General features: G+C 63.4%; 18 protein-coding genes. 7 read left to right on the forward strand and 11 right to left on the reverse strand.

The features are described 5' to 3' along the window. Positions 1-43: 43 nt before the first annotated feature. Positions 44-1,537 (reverse strand): MocR-like pyridoxine biosynthesis transcription factor PdxR, encoded by a 1,494-nt coding sequence (pdxR, locus tag O7A05_RS08680; protein WP_140815004.1) that lies wholly within the window; start codon positions 1,535-1,537, stop codon positions 44-46. A gap of 397 nt (positions 1,538-1,934) precedes the next feature. Between pdxR and pgi the strand changes: the two genes are divergently transcribed. Both pgi and O7A05_RS08690 read left to right on the forward strand, forming a co-directional pair. Next, positions 1,935-3,578, forward strand: coding sequence for a glucose-6-phosphate isomerase (gene pgi / locus O7A05_RS08685; protein ID WP_337092574.1), 1,644 nt, complete (start codon positions 1,935-1,937; stop codon positions 3,576-3,578). 5 nt (positions 3,579-3,583) lie between these two features. Further along, positions 3,584-4,309: an HAD family hydrolase gene (locus tag O7A05_RS08690; protein ID WP_337092575.1), complete on the forward strand. Its 726-nt coding sequence runs from the start codon at positions 3,584-3,586 to the stop codon at positions 4,307-4,309. A gap of 26 nt (positions 4,310-4,335) precedes the next feature. Here the strand turns inward: O7A05_RS08690 and O7A05_RS08695 are convergent, their stop codons facing one another. The 6 genes from O7A05_RS08695 to O7A05_RS08720 form a co-directional block, all read right to left on the reverse strand. Further along, on the reverse strand, positions 4,336-4,890 hold the full coding sequence (locus O7A05_RS08695; protein ID WP_337092576.1) for a CGNR zinc finger domain-containing protein: 555 nt from the start codon (positions 4,888-4,890) through the stop codon (positions 4,336-4,338). Between the two features lie 12 nt (positions 4,891-4,902). Next, complete coding sequence (locus O7A05_RS08700; RefSeq protein WP_337092577.1) at positions 4,903-5,799, reverse strand: DMT family transporter; 897 nt, start codon at positions 5,797-5,799, stop codon at positions 4,903-4,905. Between the two features lie 10 nt (positions 5,800-5,809). Further along, positions 5,810-6,136 (reverse strand): antibiotic biosynthesis monooxygenase family protein, encoded by a 327-nt coding sequence (locus tag O7A05_RS08705; RefSeq protein WP_337092578.1) that lies wholly within the window; start codon positions 6,134-6,136, stop codon positions 5,810-5,812. A gap of 40 nt (positions 6,137-6,176) precedes the next feature. Next, the gene (locus O7A05_RS08710; RefSeq protein ID WP_337092579.1) at positions 6,177-7,055 is read right to left on the reverse strand and encodes an alpha/beta fold hydrolase; all 879 of its coding nucleotides are present in this window, start codon (positions 7,053-7,055) and stop codon (positions 6,177-6,179) included. Between the two features lie 147 nt (positions 7,056-7,202). Next, positions 7,203-7,841, reverse strand: coding sequence for a class I SAM-dependent methyltransferase (locus O7A05_RS08715; RefSeq protein ID WP_337092798.1), 639 nt, complete (start codon positions 7,839-7,841; stop codon positions 7,203-7,205). A 71-nt stretch (positions 7,842-7,912) separates the two neighbouring features. Then, complete coding sequence (locus tag O7A05_RS08720; RefSeq protein WP_337092799.1) at positions 7,913-9,859, reverse strand: long-chain fatty acid--CoA ligase; 1,947 nt, start codon at positions 9,857-9,859, stop codon at positions 7,913-7,915. A 458-nt stretch (positions 9,860-10,317) separates the two neighbouring features. Here O7A05_RS08720 and O7A05_RS08725 point away from each other — a divergent pair, with 458 nt between their 5' ends. From O7A05_RS08725 to O7A05_RS08745, 5 genes are read left to right on the forward strand one after another with little or no spacing between them, the layout of a single operon-like run. Further along, on the forward strand, positions 10,318-11,916 hold the full coding sequence (locus tag O7A05_RS08725; RefSeq protein ID WP_337092580.1) for an ABC transporter substrate-binding protein: 1,599 nt from the start codon (positions 10,318-10,320) through the stop codon (positions 11,914-11,916). 50 nt (positions 11,917-11,966) lie between these two features. Continuing rightward, complete coding sequence (locus O7A05_RS08730; protein WP_337092581.1) at positions 11,967-12,974, forward strand: ABC transporter permease subunit; 1,008 nt, start codon at positions 11,967-11,969, stop codon at positions 12,972-12,974. Further along, positions 12,975-13,883 (forward strand): ABC transporter permease subunit, encoded by a 909-nt coding sequence (locus O7A05_RS08735; protein ID WP_127249826.1) that lies wholly within the window; start codon positions 12,975-12,977, stop codon positions 13,881-13,883. It begins immediately after the preceding gene. Beyond that, positions 13,883-14,734, forward strand: coding sequence for an ABC transporter ATP-binding protein (locus O7A05_RS08740; RefSeq protein WP_337092584.1), 852 nt, complete (start codon positions 13,883-13,885; stop codon positions 14,732-14,734). The genes O7A05_RS08735 and O7A05_RS08740 overlap by 1 nt, the downstream gene beginning before the upstream one ends. Continuing rightward, a complete protein-coding gene (locus O7A05_RS08745; protein ID WP_337092585.1) occupies positions 14,731-15,561 on the forward strand; it encodes a dipeptide ABC transporter ATP-binding protein in 831 nt (276 codons plus the stop codon). The genes O7A05_RS08740 and O7A05_RS08745 overlap by 4 nt, the downstream gene beginning before the upstream one ends. Before the next feature lie 149 nt (positions 15,562-15,710). Here the strand turns inward: O7A05_RS08745 and O7A05_RS08750 are convergent, their stop codons facing one another. From O7A05_RS08750 to O7A05_RS08765, 4 genes are all read right to left on the reverse strand, one after another. Next, complete coding sequence (locus O7A05_RS08750; protein ID WP_337092586.1) at positions 15,711-17,006, reverse strand: cysteine desulfurase-like protein; 1,296 nt, start codon at positions 17,004-17,006, stop codon at positions 15,711-15,713. Positions 17,007-17,042: 36 nt separating this feature from the next. After that, the gene (locus O7A05_RS08755) at positions 17,043-17,717 is read right to left on the reverse strand and encodes an amino acid ABC transporter permease (protein ID WP_337092587.1); all 675 of its coding nucleotides are present in this window, start codon (positions 17,715-17,717) and stop codon (positions 17,043-17,045) included. Positions 17,718-17,822: 105 nt separating this feature from the next. After that, positions 17,823-18,608, reverse strand: a complete 786-nt coding sequence (locus O7A05_RS08760; protein WP_337092588.1) for a substrate-binding periplasmic protein — start codon at positions 18,606-18,608, stop codon at positions 17,823-17,825. 102 nt (positions 18,609-18,710) lie between these two features. Beyond that, complete coding sequence (locus O7A05_RS08765; RefSeq protein ID WP_337092589.1) at positions 18,711-19,850, reverse strand: aminotransferase class V-fold PLP-dependent enzyme; 1,140 nt, start codon at positions 19,848-19,850, stop codon at positions 18,711-18,713. Between the last annotated feature and the right edge of the window lie 55 nt (positions 19,851-19,905).

Below are 19,905 nucleotides of genomic sequence, written 5' to 3' on the forward strand. Positions count from 1 at the left end.
GAGCCGGCGCAGTGCCGGCTCTTTTTCAGAAGGTCTGTGGCGATCAGGCGGCCGCGGGCCTGCGTCCGGCGGCGGTGGCAAGTTCGCGGATGCCCGGCTCGATATGCTGCAGCGAGATCGAGGAAATGCCCAAACGCATGAAACGAGAGGGCTTTTCGCTGCGATCGAAGAACCGGTCGCCGGGTTCGATGATGACGCTGCGCGACGCGGCGGCTTCCGCCAGGCCGCGTGAATCGGTACCCCGCGGCCCTTCCAGCCAGAGCGATGTGCCGCCCGCCGAGTCGGTCGAGCGCCACTCTGGCAGGAAAGCGGAAATCGCATGGACCAGACGCTTGCGCCGCTCATCGAATGCGGCGGAGAGCCTGCGCACCAGTGCCTCGTGGTGACCGAGCGACAGGAACAGCGCAACGGCGCGCTGGTTGTTCGCCGGCGGGTGCCTCAGCATGAAGCGGCGCAACGCGCGAAGCTCGGCGATCAGCCCGGCCGACGCGACGATGTAGCCAAGCCTGAGACCCGGCGCCAGCGTCTTCGACATCGAGCCGACATAGATGACACGGCCGGAACGATCGAGGCTCTTCAGCGCCTGCTGCGGCGCCTCGTCGAGCAGCTGGCTGTCATAGCCGTCCTCGATGATGATCTGGTTGTTGCGGTTGGCGCGGGCCAGAAGATCCTGCCGCCGCTCCGCCGACAAGGGCACCATGGTCGGGCAGTGGTGGCTCGGCGTGACGAAGACGAAGCCGGAATCGCTGGGGATCGACGAGGTCACGATGCCCGACTGGTCGACCGGGACCGGCTGGATATCCGCGCCGGCCAGCCGGAAGATTGAACGGGCATCGGGATAGCCCGGATCTTCCATCGCCACTTTCGAGCCCTTGGTCATCAGCAGCGTGGCGAGCATATAAAGCGCGTTCTGCGCGCCCAGCGTCACGATGATCTCGTCCGGGTTGGCGAAGATGCCGCGCCGCGGCAGAAGCCTGGCCTGGATCTGCTCGATCAGCAGCGGATCGTCGCGGTCCACCATGTCAGATGCCCAGTTGCGGATCTCCAGCACTGCCAGCGCCATGCGGTTGCACTCGCGCCATTCGGCGGTCGGAAACAGCGCCGGATCGAATTGGCCGTAGACGAACGGATAGGAGGACTTGATCCAGTTGTCGTGCTTGGCCGGCGGCGGCATGTCGCTTGCGGCGATCTGCCGGCGCGCCTTCCAGTCGATCTCGTTCTGCTGGTCGGGTGCCTTCTGGTGCGGCTTGGCGGGGGTGGCCAGCACGTCCGGATTGACGAAATGACCACGCCGCTCGCGCGCCACCAGGAAGCCCTGGTCGACCAGCTGCTGAAAGGCAAGCACCACCGTGCCGCGGGCAACCCCAAGTTTTTCCGCGAGAATTCGGCACGACGGCAGCGGCATCGAGGCGGCGATCTGTCGGTCGAGAATGGCCGCGACGATCGCCTGGCGGATCTGCGCCTGGAGGGTTTGGCCGGATTCAGCCGAGATCCGGAACAGGCCGGACCATATGGCCGTGTCATTGCGCTGTGGCATGGGAAATCTTCCTCGGACGGCCAGCTGTTTTCACTTGGCTGGACCAGCGGAGTGTATGGGTGGCATAAGGGGTTGCGCCAATCAATTTTTCTGATCGCTGGGATTTATGCCAGTGATCTATCAAGCGCGACGCGAAGCGTCGTCGCGGCGCGTTTAAGGCGCGATGCGCAGCATCGTCGCCCCTACGATGCGAAGCGTTGTCGCCCGCACCGAACAGCACCCTCGCGGCGAAATCCTCCATCCTCACCGTCCAACACTCCCTTCATTAAAGCGTGATGCAGTGCGGCAAAGCCGCGCTTGAACGAAACGGAAATCGGCTCAATAGAATGACGCGCCGACACGCGCCGGAAACATCCGGCCTGTTAAAGTGGTCTAAAAACCCGCCAGGAGCCTGCCAGTGGACCAGTCATCCTTCGACAAGCAACTTGCCGCCTTGCGCGATCAGCGCGCGGCGGCCAAGGGCTCGATGCGCGAGGCTTTCGCCGCCGATCCCAAGCGCTTCGAGACATTCTCAGCCACCGATGGCGACCTTCTGCTCGACTGGTCGAAATGCGCCGTCGATGCAGAGACGATGACGATGCTGGAAAAGCTCGCGGGTGCGGCCGACCTCGCGGGACGCCGCGCCGCCATGTTCGAAGGCAAGAAGATCAACAACACCGAGAACCGCGCCGTGCTGCACACCGCGCTGCGCAACCTGACCGGCAAGAGCGTGATCGTCGACGGCCAGGACACCAAGGCCGACGTGATCGCCGTGCTCGACGCCATGGGCGCCTTCGCCGACGCCATCCGCTCCGGCAAGGCGGTCGGCGCCACCGGCAAGAAGATAACCGACATCGTCAACATCGGCATCGGCGGCTCGGATCTCGGCCCGGCGATGGTGACGCTGGCGCTCGCGCCCTACCATGACGGACCGCGCGCGCATTACGTCTCCAATGTCGACGGCGCCCATATCCATGACACGCTGAAGGGTCTGTCTGCCGAGACGACCCTGTTCATCGTTGCCTCCAAGACCTTCACAACCGTCGAGACGATGACCAATGCCGAGACGGCGCGCGATTGGGTTCAGAAGGCATTGGGCAAGGAAGCGGTCGGCAAGCATTTCGCCGCCGTCTCGTCAGCCCTCGACCTTGTGGCGAAGTTCGGCATCGAGCAGGACCGTGTCTTCGGCTTCTGGGACTGGGTCGGCGGCCGCTATTCGGTCTGGAGCGCTATCGGTCTGCCGGTGATGATTTCCGTCGGCGCGCGCAACTTCCGCGCCTTCCTCGAGGGCGCGCATGAGATGGACGAGCATTTCCGCTCGGCGCCGATGCAAAAGAACCTTCCGGTGCTTCTCGGGCTGATCGGCTGGTGGCATCGCGTCGTCTGCAAATATCCGGCCCGCGCCGTCATCCCTTACGACCAGCGCCTGTCGCGCCTGCCGGCCTATCTGCAGCAGCTCGATATGGAATCGAACGGCAAGAGCGTCACGCTGGACGGCACCGCGGCCGCCACGCCCACCGGCCCGCTGGTCTGGGGCGAGCCCGGCACCAACGGCCAGCATGCCTTCTTCCAGCTCTTGCATCAGGGCACCGACTTCATTCCCGTCGAGTTCCTTGCTGCCGCCGTCGGTCATGAGCCCGAGCTGAAACACCAGCATGATCTCTTGCTCGCCAACTGCCTGGCGCAGTCGGAGGCCTTCATGAAGGGCCGCACGCTGGAAGAGGCGCGCGCGCAGATGCTGGCCAAGGGCATGAAGCCGGCCGATGTCGACCGCATCGCGCCGCATCGGGTCTTCTCCGGCAACCGTCCGTCGCTCACCATCCTCTACCGCAAGCTCGATCCGCGCACATTGGGCCGAATCATCGCGCTCTACGAGCATCGCGTCTTCGTCGAAGGCACGCTGTTCAACATCAATTCCTTCGATCAATGGGGCGTCGAACTCGGCAAGGAACTGGCGACGGGTCTGCTGCCTGTCGTTGAAGGCAAGGAGACTGCCGCAAAACGCGACGCCTCGACTGCCGGACTGGTGGCTCATATTCACCAATTGCGTGGCGTGGAGTAAAAGGATTGGCGGATATCAAGGGAATATTGTTCGACAAGGACGGCACGCTTGTCGACTTCAACGCAACCTGGCTCGGCATAGCCGACTTCATGGCGATGGACGCCGCCGAAGGCGACCGCTGGAAAGCCGATCGGCTGCTCGCCGCCGCCGGCTTCGACTTCGTCACGAAACGCTTCAAGCCGGATTCGATCTTCGCCTCCGGTTCGAACATGGACGTCGTCGAGCTCTGGTTCCCGCGCCTGTCCGACGAGGACCAACTGCACGCCGTTTCCCGCTTCAACGAGATCACTTCGGCGCAAGGGTCGGCCATGGCCGTGGCGCTGCCTGGCATCGTCGATTCGTTACGGACCTTGCACAACCGGTCCTATCGGATGGGCGTCGCCACCAACGATTCCACCAGCGGCGCCGAAAAGACGCTCGCCACGCTCGGTATCGCGCAGCTCTTCGATGCCGCCTTCGGATACGACGCGGTGGCCAACTCCAAGCCGGCGCCCGACACGGTCGTCGCTTTCTGCGACCTGACCGGATTGAAGGCGAGTGAGATAGCCATGGTCGGCGACAACCGCCATGACCTGGAGATGGCGCGCGCCGGCGGCTGTGGCCTGGCGGTGGGCGTGCTCTCCGGAACCGGCACGCGCGACTCACTGGCGCCGATGGCGGACGTCGTTCTGGACTCGGTCGCCGACCTGCCGGATTTCCTCGCCGCGCGGGTGAACGTGCCGGCTGGTTAGACCGGTCGCGGTCTCAGGAAAACGCCTCAATCCGGCATTCTCCGATGCGACTGCTTCTTGGCCCGATTGCCGCAGCTGTTCATCTCGCACCATCGTCGCGAACCGTTTTTCGTGCGATCTATGAAAAGCCAGCGGCAGTCGTGCGGCGGGCATTGTTTGAGACGCGATAGTTCGTCGCCGCGAAGCAAATCGAGGGCCGACCACGCGATTGCCCCGGTGATGCGGTTGGCACCTCGAAAATGCAACGACACCGGCAATCCAGCGAGCGCGGCGGTTCTGAGTGCCTCGGCTCCGTATTTTCGAATGGTGTCGAGCGCGGCAGCGGGAGGTTCGCCGCCGTGAGCGATTGCCGAGCCGGCGTCGCTTACAGCGCGGCGAAGGGCGAGAACGTCCTTGACCAAAGCCTTGTAGTCGGCCGAAGGAAGGGCGAAATCATTGTCGATCAGGCCGCTTTGCCTCGACCATGCCAGAATGTCCGCCGCCGTCGCGAGATGGTCGACCTCCCGGTCGGTGCCCCGCCGACTGATCGTGTTGGCGAGGTCAAGAGCCAGGTTGCCGGCGATGCGATGGGGAAATGACATCGGCGACGGCCTTCATTTCCTCGCCGGGTTGGCGCTGTCGCGTCCAAACAACGCCAATCCTGCCGCTACCAACAACAGCGCGGCGCCGCCAATCTCGGCCGCTCCGATCTTTTCGCCGAAGAGCCAAACGCCCACGGCCAGGGCAACGATCGGCGAGATGAAGGCATAGAGCCCGGCGCGGGCGGTGCCCCATTGTTCAAGCAGGCTCAGATAAATCGTGTAGGCTACGATGGTTCCGAGGAGGGAAAGGAACAACAGGCTGGCCACAGCCGAAGCGACGTCGATCTTTCCTGGCAGCGTCGCCGAAACCTCGCCCAAAAGAAACGCGACGACGATCAGCGCCGCGGCGCCGAGAACGGCGTGGATCGCGGTGAGCGTCAGGGGCTTGATCGGGCCGATCAGCGGCCGCGCAATAACGCTCCCCGCGCAATAGCAAGCCGTGCCGGCCACGATAGCGGCAAGCCCCAATCCGTTTCCGGATTCCTGCTCGACAAGGCGCGTCCAGAAGAGGCCAAGGAGACCTGTGCAGCCGAGCGCCAGCGCCAGGCCATGCCGCCAGGTGGGTCGCTCTTCTCCGAGCAGGACCGCCAAGCCAAACAGAAGCACCGGAACCAGCGCGAGATTGACCAAGCCGGACAGGCCGGACGTGACCGTTTGCATGCCCCAGAACAGCAGTCCGTAGGTTCCGGCATTCGTCAACAAGGCCGATATGATGACTCGCGTCGACTGGCCTTCCGCGAAGGCCGATAAGGCTCCCTGTGTCCAAAATGCCAGGATTCCCGCAGTCAGCAGATAGCGCAGCCCCGCCAGAAGGATCGGGGGAACGCCCGCATCCAGGCCGATCTTGACGGCTGCCCAGGTCAGCCCCCAAATCAGCGCCATAAGGCCGAACAGGGCGAGGTTGCTCATGACGGCGACCTCAACGCAGATCCTGATCGTCGACGAGGATGCGGTGAATCTCGATGCGCTCCGGCAGTTCGATTAGAAATTCGGCGTCGCGGTCGAGATGGTGGACTTTGGTCGGGTCGCCCTTGGTGAAAGCGGTCATCGCCTCGATGTCGGGCCAATAGGAGATGGTCGTGAACCAGGTCTCCTCTTCCAGGTCTTCCCGAAAGAGCTGGACGCCGAGCGCAACCTGCTGAAGCGGAGGAATGCCCTCTGCCTTCAAATAGGGTTCGTAGCTGTTCGCGACGTCGCGACGGGTGCGGCCGCGCCAGATGCGCGCGATGGTTGGTTTCGTCGCCATGTTTGCCTCCTTAGGTTCTGGGTTTCGCAGAGCACCGTGCTTACGGCAGCATTCGCGAGAGGAAGTCGCGCACCGGCCGCAGGGCTTCCTCGAAATGCGTTTCCAACAGCCAATGCCCGGCATCATCGAGGATGTGGAGTTCCGCATCCGGGAGGTCGCGCCGATAGGCGAGCGCCGACTGCTCGGGCATGTAGCCGTCCTGCGGCCCCCAGACGATCAGCGTCGGCGGTCGGTGCTCGCGCAGATAGGATTGGTATCGCCGGAACCATTCGATGTTCTGCTCGAGCTTTTCCATCAGCAGGACCGACACCGCCTTCCGGATCGGTGTGTTCATCAGCGGCCAATGCAGCTTCCACAGGTCCGGAGGGACGCGGCTGGCGACTTCCTCAGAGACCTCGCCGATGAACTCCTTGCGGAATCCCTCCTCGCTGACCGCCTCCTCAAGCGGACGGTGCCTCTTGAACGATTTGTCTGCCCACCAGGCTTTGATCGTGTCGTATTTCGGCCCGAGCACATCCTCGTAGATGTCGCCGTTCTGGATGATCAGGCCCGCGATCCTGTCCGGATGCGCTATCGCATGACGGAGGCCGATCTGAGAACCGTAATCGTGGAGCCAGAGCGCATAACGCTCCAAATGCAGCGCATCGGCAACATCAGCGAGAACGCCGGCATAGGCATTGAAATCATAGTCGAACTCGGCGGGATCCGGTGTGTCGCTGTAACCGAATCCAGGCCAGTCGAATGCTATTGTTCGCCAGCGATCGGCCAAGCCCGGCATCAGGCGTCTGAACTGGTAAGACGAGCACGGGTAGCCATGCGGCAAAAGAAGGACGGGAGCGTCGGGCGGTCCTGCTTCCCGCAGAAATATCGTGTGGCCGCCGATTTTCGATCGACGGTGACGTGTGTCGTGGACTTGCATGACTTCTCCGTTTTCGTTCTATCCGCTAGAACTGGTAAAACGGGTTTAGCTGGTTCCTGTTCCGAGCTTTGCTCTCGGAACCATGAATAAGAAAGTGTGAATGACCCGCGGCGCCCGATGTGAGGCGAAGGGCGATTGCTGGACTCCTTAGCCGCCCTTTATCGGGACAAAGGCGAACACCGCGCTGGACCTGGGTTCGCTGCCGCCGTTTCCGCCGACATCCGGCACGTGATATTCGCCGAGCAGGCAAAGCCGAGGTCTGGGCAGCCAGGCGCGGCCGGGATCGCCGATCAGCACATCGATGCCGGCAGCGAGGCAGCGATCGAGGAACGGCATGATCCGCTGACCGACATCCTGCGCGTAAAAGACGTCGCCAGCGAGCACCAGGTCGACTGCCGGCGGCGGGCCGTCGGCGAGGTCCTCGTCGCGTATTTCGATGGCGACGCCATTGGCTTGCGCATTGAGGCGGAGCGCCACCACGCCGTTGCGGTCGATCTCCGCCGCGATCACTGCGCACGCTCCCGCTTTTGCCGCGGCGATGCCGACCAATCCCGACCCGGCGCCGAGGTCGAGCACGCGTTTGCCGGCAACGATCGATGGCCTGTCGAGGACATAGCGCGCCAGCACGGCGCCGCCGGCCCAGGCATAGGCCCAGTAAGGCGGCTGCGGCTCGGCCGCGACCCCGCCACTGTCGTCGTCCGGTTCGAGCAGCCGGCGCAGGCCGCTGCCGGGATGCGACTGATAGAGCCGGACCTCCGGCACTGACGGAACCGGCGCCAGCCGCATGTTCGCCTTGATGAAGTCCGCCAGATCGAGCCGCTTGCCTCGCTCCCGTGCCTTGCCGGCGGAATAATCGCTCAAGCCTGCTCCCGCAGCGCGCGCCGCAGGATCTTGCCGACCGGCGTCTTCGGCAGCTCGGTGCGGAATTCGATATATCGCGGCCGCTTGTAGCCGGTCAGGTTCTCGCGGCAGTAGACCATCAGCGTCTCGACGGTGAGCGCCGGGTCCTTTTTGACCACGAACAATTTAGGCACCTCGCCGGAATGCTCGTCCGGCACGCCGATCGCCGCGACTTCCAGCACGCCGGGATGATGCGCCACCACCTCTTCCAATTCGTTCGGGTAGACGTTGAAACCGGAGACGAGGATCATGTCCTTCTTGCGGTCGACGATCTTGGTGTAGCCGCGCTCGTCCATGAGGCCCATGTCGCCGGATTTGAAGAAGCCGTCCTTGGTCATCACCTTGGCGGTCTCTTCGGGCCGGTTCCAGTAGCCGGCCATCACCTGCGGGCCGCGGATGCAGATTTCGCCGACTTCGCCGAGCGGCACGTTGTTGCCGTCATCGTCGCGGATGGCGATTTCTGTCGAAGGCAGCGGCAGGCCGATCGTGCCGGTGAAATCGGCCGAACTGAATTTGTTAGCGGTCGCCACCGGCGAGGTTTCAGACAGTCCGTAGCCTTCGCTCACCGGGCAGCCGGTCAGCGCCTTCCAGCGTTCGGCGACGCCCTTCTGCACCGCCATGCCGCCGCCCAGCGTCAGGATCAGCGGCTTGAAATCCAGCTTGCGGAAATCCTCATTGTTGAGCAGCGCGTTGAACAGCGTGTTGAGGCCGGGAAAGATATGCATCGGGTATTTCGCCAATTCCTTGACGAAGCCCGGAATGTCGCGCGGGTTGGGGATCAGCACGTTCTGCGCGCCCTGCTGCATGCCCATCAGCGCGTTCACCGTCAGCGCGAAGATGTGATAGAGCGGCAGCGCGCAGATGAAGTTGAGATGCGCCGGCTTGGGCTTCACCGTATAGGCGTCCTCCACCCACAGCGAATTCTGCGCGACGTTCGAAAGCACGTTGCGATGCAGCAGCACAGCACCCTTCGAGACGCCGGTGGTGCCGCCCGTATATTGCAGGAACGCGATGTCGTCGCCGGAGACCGTGGGCGGCTTGAAGGCGATGCTCGATCCGGTCTTGAGCACGGCGTTGAATTTGACATGGCCGGGCAGCGACCATGCCGGCACCATCTTCTTCACGCGCCGCACCACGAAGTTGACAATGGCGCCCTTGAGGCCGCCCAGCATGTCGCCCATGGCGGCGACGATGACGTGCTTCACCGGCGTCCTGGCGATCACCGTCTGCAGCGTGCCGGCGAAGTTTTCGAGGATGACGATCGCCTGCGCGCCGGAATCCTTCAACTGATGCTCCAGTTCGCGCGGCGTGTAGAGCGGATTGACGTTCACCACCGTATAGCCGGCGCGCAGTATACCCATCATCGCCACCGGATATTGCAGCACGTTCGGCATCATCAGCGCCACGCGCGCGCCCTTCTCCAGCCCTCTCGCCTGCAGATAGGCGCCGAACGCCGCCGACAGCCGTTCGACCTCGGCATAGGTGATCGACTTGCCCATGCACACGAAGGCCGGCCGCCCGGCGAATTGCTTGCAGGCGCCGACGAGGAACTCGCCGATGGACTTGTAGGGCAGGGCGCCGATCTCGACCGGCATGTTCTTCGGATAGCTTTTCAACCACGGCTTTTCCGGCAGGCCGACGGTGAGCTCGGTAATCGCTTTCGGCAAGCCCTTCGAGCCCGGCGTGGCGGTGGCCGGCCTGTCCACTTTCGCGGCTGCGGCCTTGGTCTTTGCCGCTGCGGGTTTGGCACTCGCCGGCTTTGCGGCTGCCTTCGCAGGCGCTGCCTTAGCAGCCGTCTTCCTTTTCGGCGCGGTGGCCGCTTTCACAGTTTTGGGCGCATCGCTTTCGGCGGCGGCCTTGGCCTTTGCTTTCGCCGGGGCTGTCGTCTTGGCTGCTTTTGCCACCTGTCTCTCCCTGTCGCCTTCGATCTCGGCGCCCGCTTCCAGGGAAGCGTCCTCCTCGCCGTCGCGGATTTTCCGGGAAATCCCACCCATCATCTATGTATTGCCTCTATCGGCGACCGTGCAAGCCTTGCCCCTGCGGCAATGCGGGGAAAGATTTGCCGTCGAATCCTGCGCTTTGCTCGCCTCCGCATCGTGCCTGGGCGGCGGGGCGATCCCGGGCAGGCATGCCTCGCGCCGCCATTTCGAAAGGCGGTCGATCAATAAAAAATTGCCATCGTTAACAATGTCGTGAGCAGAAAAAACTACTCGGTTTTTCTCCGATCTGAGCAAAGAATAGATTCTTTTCCTGCTTCCCATGGGGTACGCAAACGAGGTGTTCCAAAGGCGAAGAAACGGTGCTTATATGCGCCCTTCGCGAGCCTGATAGAGGGGCTTGAGAGAACATCAGGGAGTGCTCAATGAAAAAGACAATGACTTTTGCAGCCGCGTTGCTGGCTGCAAGCGTCCTCAGCGGCATGGCCAGTGCCAAGACGCTCGTTTATTGCTCGGAAGCGTCGCCGGCCAATTTCGATCCCGGTACGACGACCGGCGGTAACGACTTCGACGCGTCTTCGCGCACCGTCTATTCGCGACTGGTCGAATTCAAGCACGGTGGCACCGAGATCGAGCCCGGTCTTGCCGACAAGTGGGAAATTTCTGACGATGGCCTGGTCTATACTTTCCATCTGCATCCGGGCGTGAAGTTCCAGACCACCGACTATTTCAAGCCGACGCGCGACCTCAACGCCGATGACGTCGTCTTCTCCTTCGATCGCCAGTTCAACAAGCAGAATCCGTGGAACGGCGACAAGTATCTGCCGAACCTCACCTGGGACTATTACACCGGCATGGACATGCCGAAATATGTCGCCAAGTGGGAGAAGGTCGACGATCTCACCGTCAAGCTGACGCTGACCGAGCCGAACGCGCCGATGCTGGCCAATCTCGGCATGGACTTCGCTTCGATCGTGTCGAAGGAATATGCCGACCAACTCCAGAAGGACGGCAAGATGGCCGACTTCTCGACCAAGCCGGTCGGCACCGGTCCGTTCCAGTTCGTCGATTACCAGCTGGATTCGGTCATCCGCTATGCGGCCAACCCCGACTACTTCAAGGGCAAGGAAAAGATCGACGATCTGGTCTTCGCCATCACGCCCGACGCGACCGCCCGCATCCAGAAGGTGCTGGCCGGCGAATGCGATGTGGCTCCCTATCCGAATCCGGCCGACATCGCCACCATCAAGGCCAACAAGGACGTTACCCTGATGGATCAGGCCGGCCTGAACATCGGCTATATGAGCTACAACACCACCATCCCGCCGCTCGACAAGCCGGAAGTGCGCCATGCGCTCAACCAGGCCATTGACCGGGAGGCCTTGATCAAGTCGCTGTTCCAGGACGCCGGCGCGACGCCCGCCGAGAACCTCATCCCGCCGACCATGTGGTCGTGGGACAAGGACGTGAAGACCGACACCTACAATCCGGAAGCGGCCAAGAAGGTGCTGGCCGATGCCGGGCTGAAGGAGATCCAGCTTTGGGCTTCCGATCGCGTCCGTCCTTACAACCCGAACTTCCAGCGCGCCGCCGAGCTTATCCAGGCCGACTGGGCCAAGGTCGGCGTCAAGGCCAACATCGTCAACTATGAGTGGACGAAGTACCGCGAGGAAGGCAAGAAGAAGGACCGGCCAGGCGCCTTCCAGATCGGCTGGACCGGCGACAATGGCGATCCGGACAATTTCTTCGCCACCCTTTTCGCCTGCTCGGCCATCGGCGTCTCGAACTACTCCAGCTGGTGCGACAAGGATTTCGAGGACCTGATCCAGAAGGCCAAGAAGACCAGCGACCAGGCCGAGCGCACCAAGCTCTATGAGCAGGCGCAGGTGATCTTCGCCAAGCAAGCGCCCGCTTTCCTCCTGGCTCACAGCCAGGTCTACGCGGTCGTTCGCAACAATGTCACCGGTTTCAAGATGGACCCGCTCGGCATTCACCGTTTCGACGGCGTTGACAAGTCCGAGTAATATTGCGAACGGGGCGGCGCAACTTCCAGCGCCGCCCCATTCCATTTGATATGCTCCGATACCTTCTCAACAAAATCGCCCTCCTGATCCCGACCCTGGTCGGCATCACCATCTGCGCCTTCGCCTTTGTCCGGCTGCTGCCGGGCGATCCGATCCTCGCCATGGCCGGCGAACATGGCGTCGCCCCCGCCCGCTACGAAGAGCTCAAGGAACAGTTCGGCTACAATCTGCCGATCTGGGAGCAGTACGCGCGCTATGTCGGTGAGGTCGCCACCGGCGATTTCGGCGTTTCCATCTCGTCCAAGCGGCCGGTCCTCGAGGAGTTCAAGACGCTCTTCCCGGCGACGCTGGAACTATCCTTCTTCGCCATGGTCTTCGCCATGGTGATCGGCATTCCCGCCGGCATCTTCGCCGCCGTCAAGCGCGGCTCATGGTTCGACCAGTCGCTGATGGGCACCGCGCTTGTCGGCTATTCGATGCCGATCTTCTGGTGGGGCCTGCTGCTCATCATCTTCTTTTCCGGCTTTCTCGGCTGGACGCCGGTGTCCGGCCGCATCGGCCTGCAGTTTTTCTTCAAGCCGATCACCGGCTTCATGACCATCGATAGCCTCCTCCATGGCAAATGGGATGCGTTCCGCTCCGCGCTCAGCCACCTTGTGCTGCCTTCGATCGTGCTCGGCACCATTCCGCTGGCCGTGATCGCGCGCCAGACGCGCTCGGCCATGCTCGAGGTGCTGGGCGAGGACTATGTCCGCACCGCGCGCGCCAAGGGCCTTTCGGCGGCACGCGTCATCGGCGTGCATGCGCTGCGCAACGCGCTGATTCCCGTCGTCACCACCATTGGCCTGCAGGTCGGCACGCTGCTTGCCGGCGCCATCCTCACCGAGACCATCTTCGCCTGGCCGGGCATCGGCAAATGGATGGTCGATTCCATCTTCAAGCGCGACTATGTCGTCGTGCAGTCGGGTCTGCTTTTGATCGCGCTCATCGTCATGGCGGTGAACCTCATCGTGGATGTGCTCTATGCCGTCATCAACCCACGCATCAGGGCGGCATAAATGACCCAGACCGAAATCGCCCCGATGGCCGCCGGCAGCCCGGATCGTCTCACCGGTCTCAAGACCTTCTGGCACTATTTCTCGGTGAACCGCGGCGCCGTCATCGGCCTGTTCGTGTTCATCCTTTTGGTGCTCGCCGCGCTTTTCGCGCCGCTGCTCGCGCCCTATGCGCCCGACATCCAGGATAAGACCGCGTTCCTCAGGCCGCCTGCCTGGCAGGCCGGAGGCAGCACGCAATATCTGCTCGGCACTGATCCGGTCGGCCGCGACATCCTTTCGCGCCTGCTCTACGGCGCGCGCTTCTCGCTGCTGATCGGCGCGGTGGTGGTCACGCTGGCTCTCACCGGCGGCATCACGCTCGGCCTGCTTGCCGGCTATTTCCGCGGCTGGGTCGACGTCGCGATCATGCGCGTCATGGACTTGATCCTGGCCTTCCCGTCGCTGCTGCTCGCGCTCGTGCTTGTCACCATCCTCGGCCCTGGCCTGTTCAACGCCATGCTGGCGATCGCGCTGGTCTTGCAGCCGCATTTCGCCCGTCTGGTGCGCGCCGCCGTGATGGCCGAGAAGAGCCGCGAATATGTCGTGGCGGCGAAAGTCGCCGGCGCCGGTCATCTGCGGCTGATGCTCGCGACCATCCTGCCCAACTGCCTGGCGCCGCTCATCGTGCAGGGCACGCTGTCCTTCTCCAATGCCATCCTGGAAGCCGCAGCTCTCGGCTTCCTCGGCCTTGGCGCGCAGCCGCCGACGCCGGAATGGGGCACGATGCTTGCCTCGGCGCGCGAATTCATCCTGCGCGCCTGGTGGGTGGTGACCTTCCCGGGTCTTGCCATCCTCATCACCGTGCTTGCCATCAACCTGATCGGCGACGGCTTGCGCGACGCCCTCGATCCCAAGCTCAGGAGGTCGTGATGGCGCTGCTCGACATCCAGAACCTCGTCGTCGAATTCCAGACCGCATCCGGCCCGTTCCGCGCTGTCGACGGCGTCTCGCTTCATGTCGACGAGCGCGAAGTGCTCGCCATTGTCGGCGAATCCGGCTCCGGCAAGTCGGTGTCGATGCTGGCCGTGATGGGCCTCTTGCCCTGGACGGCCACCGTCACCGCCGACCGTATGACCTTCAACGGCCGCGATCTGTTGAAGATCAGCCCGGCCGACCGCCGCAAGATCATCGGCAAAGACATTGCCATGATCTTCCAGGAGCCGATCGCCAGCCTCAACCCGTGCTTCACCGTCGGCTTCCAGATCGAGGAAGTGCTGCGCTTCCACATGGGCATGGACAAGGCCCAGCGCCGGGCCCGCGCCATCGAGCTTTTCAAGCAGGTCGGCATCCCCGAACCGGCGGAGCGGCTCAATTCCTTCCCGCACCAAATGTCGGGTGGCCAGTGCCAGCGCGTCATGATCGCCATGGCGATCGCTTGCAATCCGAAGCTCCTGATCGCCGACGAGCCGACCACCGCGCTCGACGTGACGATCCAGAAGCAGATCCTCGATCTCCTGGTCTCGCTGCAGGCCAAATACGGTATGGGCCTGATCATGATCACCCACAATATGGGCGTGGTGGCCGAAACCGCCGACCGCGTCATCGTCCAGTACAAGGGCCGCAAGATGGAGGAGGCCGACGTGCTGTCGCTCTTTGAATCGCCGAAGAGCAACTACACGCGCGCGCTGCTCTCGGCGCTGCCGGAGAACGCCGTCGGCGACCGGCTGCCGACCGTTTCCGACATGCTGTTCGAGCCAGCGCCTTCAGGAGCCGGCGCATGACCAAGGTCGTCGAAGGCAAGGACATCAAGCGCGACTACCATGTCGGCGGCGGCCTGTTCCGCGGCGCGCGCACCGTGCATGCGGTGAAGGGCGTCTCCTTCAGCGTCGAGAAGGGCAAGACGCTGGCGATTGTCGGCGAGAGCGGCTGCGGCAAGTCCACGCTCGCCCGCATCATCACGCTGATCGATCCGGCCACCTCCGGCGAGCTCTTCATCGATGGCAACAAGGTCGATATCGCCAGGGACGGGCTCACCAAGGAAATGCGCCGCAAGGTGCAGATCGTCTTCCAGAACCCTTATGGCTCGCTCAATCCGCGCCAGAAGATCGGCGACGTGCTCGGCGAGCCGCTGCTCATCAACACCGACAAGCCGGCCGAGGAACGGCGCGACCTCGCGATGAAGATGCTGAAGAAGGTCGGCCTCGGACCAGAGCATTACAACCGCTACCCGCATATGTTCTCGGGCGGACAGCGGCAGCGCATCGCCATCGCCCGCGCGCTGATGCTGAACCCGAGCCTCTTGGTGCTGGACGAGCCGGTCTCGGCGCTCGACCTCTCCGTGCAGGCGCAGGTGCTGAACCTGCTTGCCGACCTGCAGGACGAGTTCCAGCTGACCTACGTCTTCATCAGCCACGACCTCTCGGTGGTGCGCTATATCGCCGACCACGTGATGGTGATGTATTTTGGCGAAGCGGTCGAATACGGCCCGCGCGACGAGGTCTTCTCCGACCCCAAGCACGCCTACACCAAGACGCTGTTCGCCGCGACGCCGCGCGCCGACGTCGCCAGCATCAAGTCGAGACTGGCGAAGAAGAAGGCTGCGGCCTGACCTCTGCTTCGTCCTGGTGCGGGCAAGAGCGGAGCTTCTGGGATAGGGGGATTGAGAAGGTGCCTGTGGTGCCGCGTTCCTTCACACCTCCTCTGTCCTGCCGGACAGAGGAGGGTGCTGTCCCGCCGACATTTCGCCACGAAATCAACTTACGCCAACTTCGCAATAATCGCCCGCAGCGCTTCGCCAAACCGGCGCACTTCCTCGACCGTGTTGTAGTGCACCAGCGAGGCGCGGATCGCGCCGCTGTCCATGGACAGGTTTAGCCGCTTCATCAACCTTGGCGCATACATATGGCCGTCGCGGATGCCGATCTGCATGGCGGCCATCTCCTCGACGATCCGCTGCGGCGACAGCTTGCCAATGTTGAAGCAGAAGGTCGGCACGCGCTCATGGATGCGCGCCTCGTCTGCGACGCCGTATATCGTGGCATTGCAATCCTTCAGCACCTTCAGCATCTCGCGCGCCAGCATCAACTCGTAATCGCGGATGGCGTTCATGCCGGCGACGATGTTGTCGCGGCGCGAGCGGTTGTTTTCGGGCAGGAAATTGCGGCCGACCGATTCCAGGTAGCGCACCGCCGCGTCCATGCCGGAGACATTCTCGTAGATGAAGGTGCCGGCCTCGACCTTGTAGGGCGGCTCGTCGGGAATGAAATCCTCGCGGAAGGTCGGCAGCCGCTTCAGCGTTTCGAAGCGGCCCCACAGGAAGCCCATATGCGGCGAGAAATTCTTGTAGCCGGAACAGACGAGATAGTCGCATTCCCAGGCCTGCACGTCGATCAGCCCGTGCGGCCCGTAATGCACGCAGTCCAGAAACACTTCCGCGCCGGCCGCATGCGCGATCCTCGCCACCGAAGCGACATCGACGATCGAGCCGATGGAATGCGCGGTCACCGTGCAGGCGACGAGGCGGGTGCGCTCCGACACCAGCGGCTTGAGGTCGTCGACATGCAGATTGCCGTCCTCGCGCATGCGCCACCATTTGAACTTGGCGCCATTGGATTCCAGCGCCAGCCATGTGGCGATGTTGGCGTCGTGATCCATATCGGTGACGACGATCTCGTCGCGTCCCCCATCTTCGTCTTTGGCAAGCATCTGGCCGATGCCGAGACTGACCAGGCGGATGAACGAGGTGGCGTTCATGCCGAAGCAGATTTCGGACGGGCTGTAGGCGTTGATCAGAAGCGCCACGCTTTGGCGTGCGTCGGCGACCGACTGGTCGACCGTGACGCTGCGGCCATAGCGGCCGCCGCGCTGCACATTGTGTCCCACCAGATGGTTGGTTACAGCGTCGAGCACGCTTTGCGGGATCTGCGCGCCGGCGGCGTTGTCCATGAAGATGAAGTCGCCGGCCCGCTGAAGCGCAGGGAACATGGAGCGGACTTTTTCGACTGGGAACGAGGCGGCGCCCTCCTGCGCTTTCGAAACATGGTGCTGGTTCACGAGGCGTCTCCTTCAGGTCATCGATTTCAAGTGGGATCAGTGCGCAGACCGGGCTTTGCCGCGCTCTTCGAGATAGCCGACCAGCCGCACCAGCGGCCACAGGAAGGCGAGATAGATGATCGCAGCGCCAATCAGCGGCGTCGGGTTGGCCATCAGCGCCTGCGCGTCGGTCGCCTGTTTCAAGAGGTCCGGCATCGCCACGACGGAGGCGAGCGCAGTGTCCTTGAACACCGAGACGCAATTGCTGGTCAGCGGCGGGATGACGACGCGGATCGCCTGCGGCAGCACCACCTTGCGCATGGCGACCCAGAAGGGCAGGCCGAGTGCTGCCGCCGCCTCGAACTGGCCTTTCGGGATGTTCTGGATGCCGGCGCGGCAGACTTCCGCCGTGAAGGCCGCGAGCACCAGCGACAGCGCGAGCGCGGCTGACACGAAGGACGACAGGCGGATGCCGACGAAGGGCAGGGCGTAATAGATCAGGATCAGCACCACCAGGATCGGCAGCGCGCGGAACATGTCGATATATAGCGTCGCCAGCCGTCTCAACGGCTTCGGCGCGTAGAGCCGCACCAAGCAGATCGCGAGGCCTGCAACGGTGCCGAAGACGATGGCCGCCAAGCCGAGCAGGATGGTGTTGCCCAGTCCGCGGATCAGGATCGGAAAGGATCGGACCAGGATGCCCCAGTTGAAGAAGGTGTCGATCAGTTCCATCGGCTCACCATGAAGGCAATGCCAAGCCCACCGCCTTCGCGGGCCTGAAGGGTGGAAGCGGGAGCGCCGGCCTGGCCGGCGCTCCCGCGGCGATAGTTCGCCGGCTTATTGCGGGATCGGACCGGGCGTCACGGTGCTGGTGCCGGCTTCCGGATCGACGCCGAACCACTTCTTGTGGATCGCGGCCATGGTGCCGTCCTTCTTCATCGCAGTGATCGCGTCATTCACCTTCTCGAGCAGCGGGTGGCCCTTCTTGGTCATCATCGCGAAGCGCTCGCCAGTCGGGATGCGCACCAGGATTTTCAGCGCCGGCATCTGCTTGATGGCGAACAGGAAGCCGGCGAGCTCGCCGGCGCCGCCGTCGATGCGCCCGTTCTGCACGTCGAGCAAAAGGTCCTGCTGGGCGTTGTAGCTCTTGGTCTCGGTGACGCCGAGCTTGGCGGCGTTTTCCTTCATATAGGCCTCGCCGGTCGAACCGGCGATGACGCCGATGGTCTTGCCTTTGAGGTCGTCGAGCGACTTGATGGCGGAATCCGCCTTGCCGACGATCGTGCCGTCGCTGTCGTAATAGGGCTGGGTGAAGCCCTGGTTCTGCAGCCGCTCCTTGGTGACGGAGATCGAGGACACGGCAAAGTCGATGCGGCCCGAAGCGGTCGCCGCGAACAGCGCCTGGAAGCCTAGGTCCTGGAACTCGACATCGGCGCCGATGCGCTTGGCGACGTCGTTGGCAACGTCGATCTCAAAGCCCTCGAAGCCGCCGGAATCGGTCTTGTATTCCCATGGCGGGTTGGCCGGGTAGGCGCCCACCATGATCTTGTCGGCAAAGGCGGGCGCCGCGAAGGCCACGCCCGCGGCAATCACCACCCCAATCAGTCCAAGACGTTTCAACATTGTGCTTCCCTCTGGTTCGGCCACGTCGAAAGTGACTCATTTCCTCTTCCGCTTCTTCCGGCGCCCAACTCCCAGGCGTCGCAGGCGAGGCGGTGCCTGAAATCAGGATGCGCGGCGATGCCGCGAACCGATATGCTCCTCAAGCCTCGCAATCAGCGCATCGACCGCCGCTTCCGTGGTCACCATGCCGGGCGACAGCCTGAGCGTCGTGCCGCGGGCGTCGCAGTAGAGCCGCTCGTTGCGCAGGGCTGCGATGATTTTCGCCGGTTCCACGCCTTGCGGCAGGCCGAGCATGACGCTGCCGCCGCGCTCACCGGCGTCGAGCGGCGAACGCAGCGTCCAGCCATTGTCGAGCGCCGCGCCGATGATGCGCTCGACGAGCGCGGTGTTCTGCGCGCGGATGGCGTCGATGCCGGTCTTCTCCACCCATTCCAGCCCCGGCAGCGAGGCGACGCTGGCGAGGATCGCCGGCGTGCCATGGTCGAAGCGGCGCGCATCGTCGGCATAGGCGAAGGCATCGAGATCCCAAGAGAACGGGTTCGGCTGGCTGAACCACCCGCGCAGCTCCGGCCGGCAGGTCGCAAGCAATTCCGGCGCGACCTGCAATATGCCCGCGCCGGAGGAACCGCACAGCCATTTCAGCGAAGTCGAGACGGCAAAATCGACCGGCGTTTCGGCAACCGAAAACGGCGCCACGCCGATGCCTTGCGTGACATCGACCCCGACAATGCTGCCCATGGCGCGGCCATGCGCGGCAAGCCGCCCGACATCGCAGCGATGCGAGGCCGTCGAGGTGACGAAGGTGATGAGCGCGAGCCCGACATCGTCCTGCCAGCGATCAATGAAATCCTCGTCGCGCACCCAGCTTTCGCCCGCCCGCAGCGGTACGGTATCGAGTGAGAAGCCGAAGCGCTCGGCAAGGCCGGCGAGCAGGAAATGCAAACTCGGGAAGCAATCGCCGGCGACCAGCAGCCGCTTTCCCGCGAGGCGCTCGGCCGGCAGGCCCCCGATCAGGCTGTAGAGCGCGGCCGTGACATTCTCGGCCGTTGTCAACGTGCCCTGCGGGGCCTCGATCAATCGCGTCCAGGCATCGATGAAGCGCTGGCGTGCGGCCAGCGCGGCCGGCCATTGGACGTCATTCTCTGCCGACCAGACGCCGGAAAATTCAGCCAGCGCGGCGGCCATTTGCTCGGCCTTGCCGGGGAAAGTGCCGATCGAATGATAGAGAAAATAGCCGGACATTTGCTGTCTCTCGCTCCCTTGTGATCATGTGATCACAAAATCGGGCAGGGATCAA

The sequence above is a fragment of the Mesorhizobium argentiipisi (SeqCode) genome, from assembly GCF_037179585.1.
GTDB lineage: Bacteria > Pseudomonadota > Alphaproteobacteria > Rhizobiales > Rhizobiaceae > Mesorhizobium > Mesorhizobium argentiipisi.

What these genes read in the sequence shown, in the direction of transcription:
- pdxR (WP_140815004.1), bottom strand. Translation starts at nt 1,537, where the DNA reads ATGCCACAGCGCAATGACACGGCCATATGGTCCGGCCTGTTCCGGATC.
- O7A05_RS08695 (WP_337092576.1), bottom strand. Translation starts at nt 4,890, where the DNA reads ATGTCATTTCCCCATCGCATCGCCGGCAACCTGGCTCTTGACCTCGCC.
- O7A05_RS08700 (WP_337092577.1), bottom strand. Translation starts at nt 5,799, where the DNA reads ATGAGCAACCTCGCCCTGTTCGGCCTTATGGCGCTGATTTGGGGGCTG.
- O7A05_RS08705 (WP_337092578.1), bottom strand. Translation starts at nt 6,136, where the DNA reads ATGGCGACGAAACCAACCATCGCGCGCATCTGGCGCGGCCGCACCCGT.
- O7A05_RS08710 (WP_337092579.1), bottom strand. Translation starts at nt 7,055, where the DNA reads ATGCAAGTCCACGACACACGTCACCGTCGATCGAAAATCGGCGGCCAC.
- O7A05_RS08715 (WP_337092798.1), bottom strand. Translation starts at nt 7,841, where the DNA reads ATGCGGCTGGCGCCGGTTCCGTCAGTGCCGGAGGTCCGGCTCTATCAG.
- O7A05_RS08725 (WP_337092580.1), top strand. Translation starts at nt 10,318, where the DNA reads ATGAAAAAGACAATGACTTTTGCAGCCGCGTTGCTGGCTGCAAGCGTC.
- O7A05_RS08730 (WP_337092581.1), top strand. Translation starts at nt 11,967, where the DNA reads ATGCTCCGATACCTTCTCAACAAAATCGCCCTCCTGATCCCGACCCTG.
- O7A05_RS08735 (WP_127249826.1), top strand. Translation starts at nt 12,975, where the DNA reads ATGACCCAGACCGAAATCGCCCCGATGGCCGCCGGCAGCCCGGATCGT.
- O7A05_RS08740 (WP_337092584.1), top strand. Translation starts at nt 13,883, where the DNA reads ATGGCGCTGCTCGACATCCAGAACCTCGTCGTCGAATTCCAGACCGCA.
- O7A05_RS08745 (WP_337092585.1), top strand. Translation starts at nt 14,731, where the DNA reads ATGACCAAGGTCGTCGAAGGCAAGGACATCAAGCGCGACTACCATGTC.
- O7A05_RS08755 (WP_337092587.1), bottom strand. Translation starts at nt 17,717, where the DNA reads ATGGAACTGATCGACACCTTCTTCAACTGGGGCATCCTGGTCCGATCC.
- O7A05_RS08760 (WP_337092588.1), bottom strand. Translation starts at nt 18,608, where the DNA reads ATGTTGAAACGTCTTGGACTGATTGGGGTGGTGATTGCCGCGGGCGTG.
- O7A05_RS08765 (WP_337092589.1), bottom strand. Translation starts at nt 19,850, where the DNA reads ATGTCCGGCTATTTTCTCTATCATTCGATCGGCACTTTCCCCGGCAAG.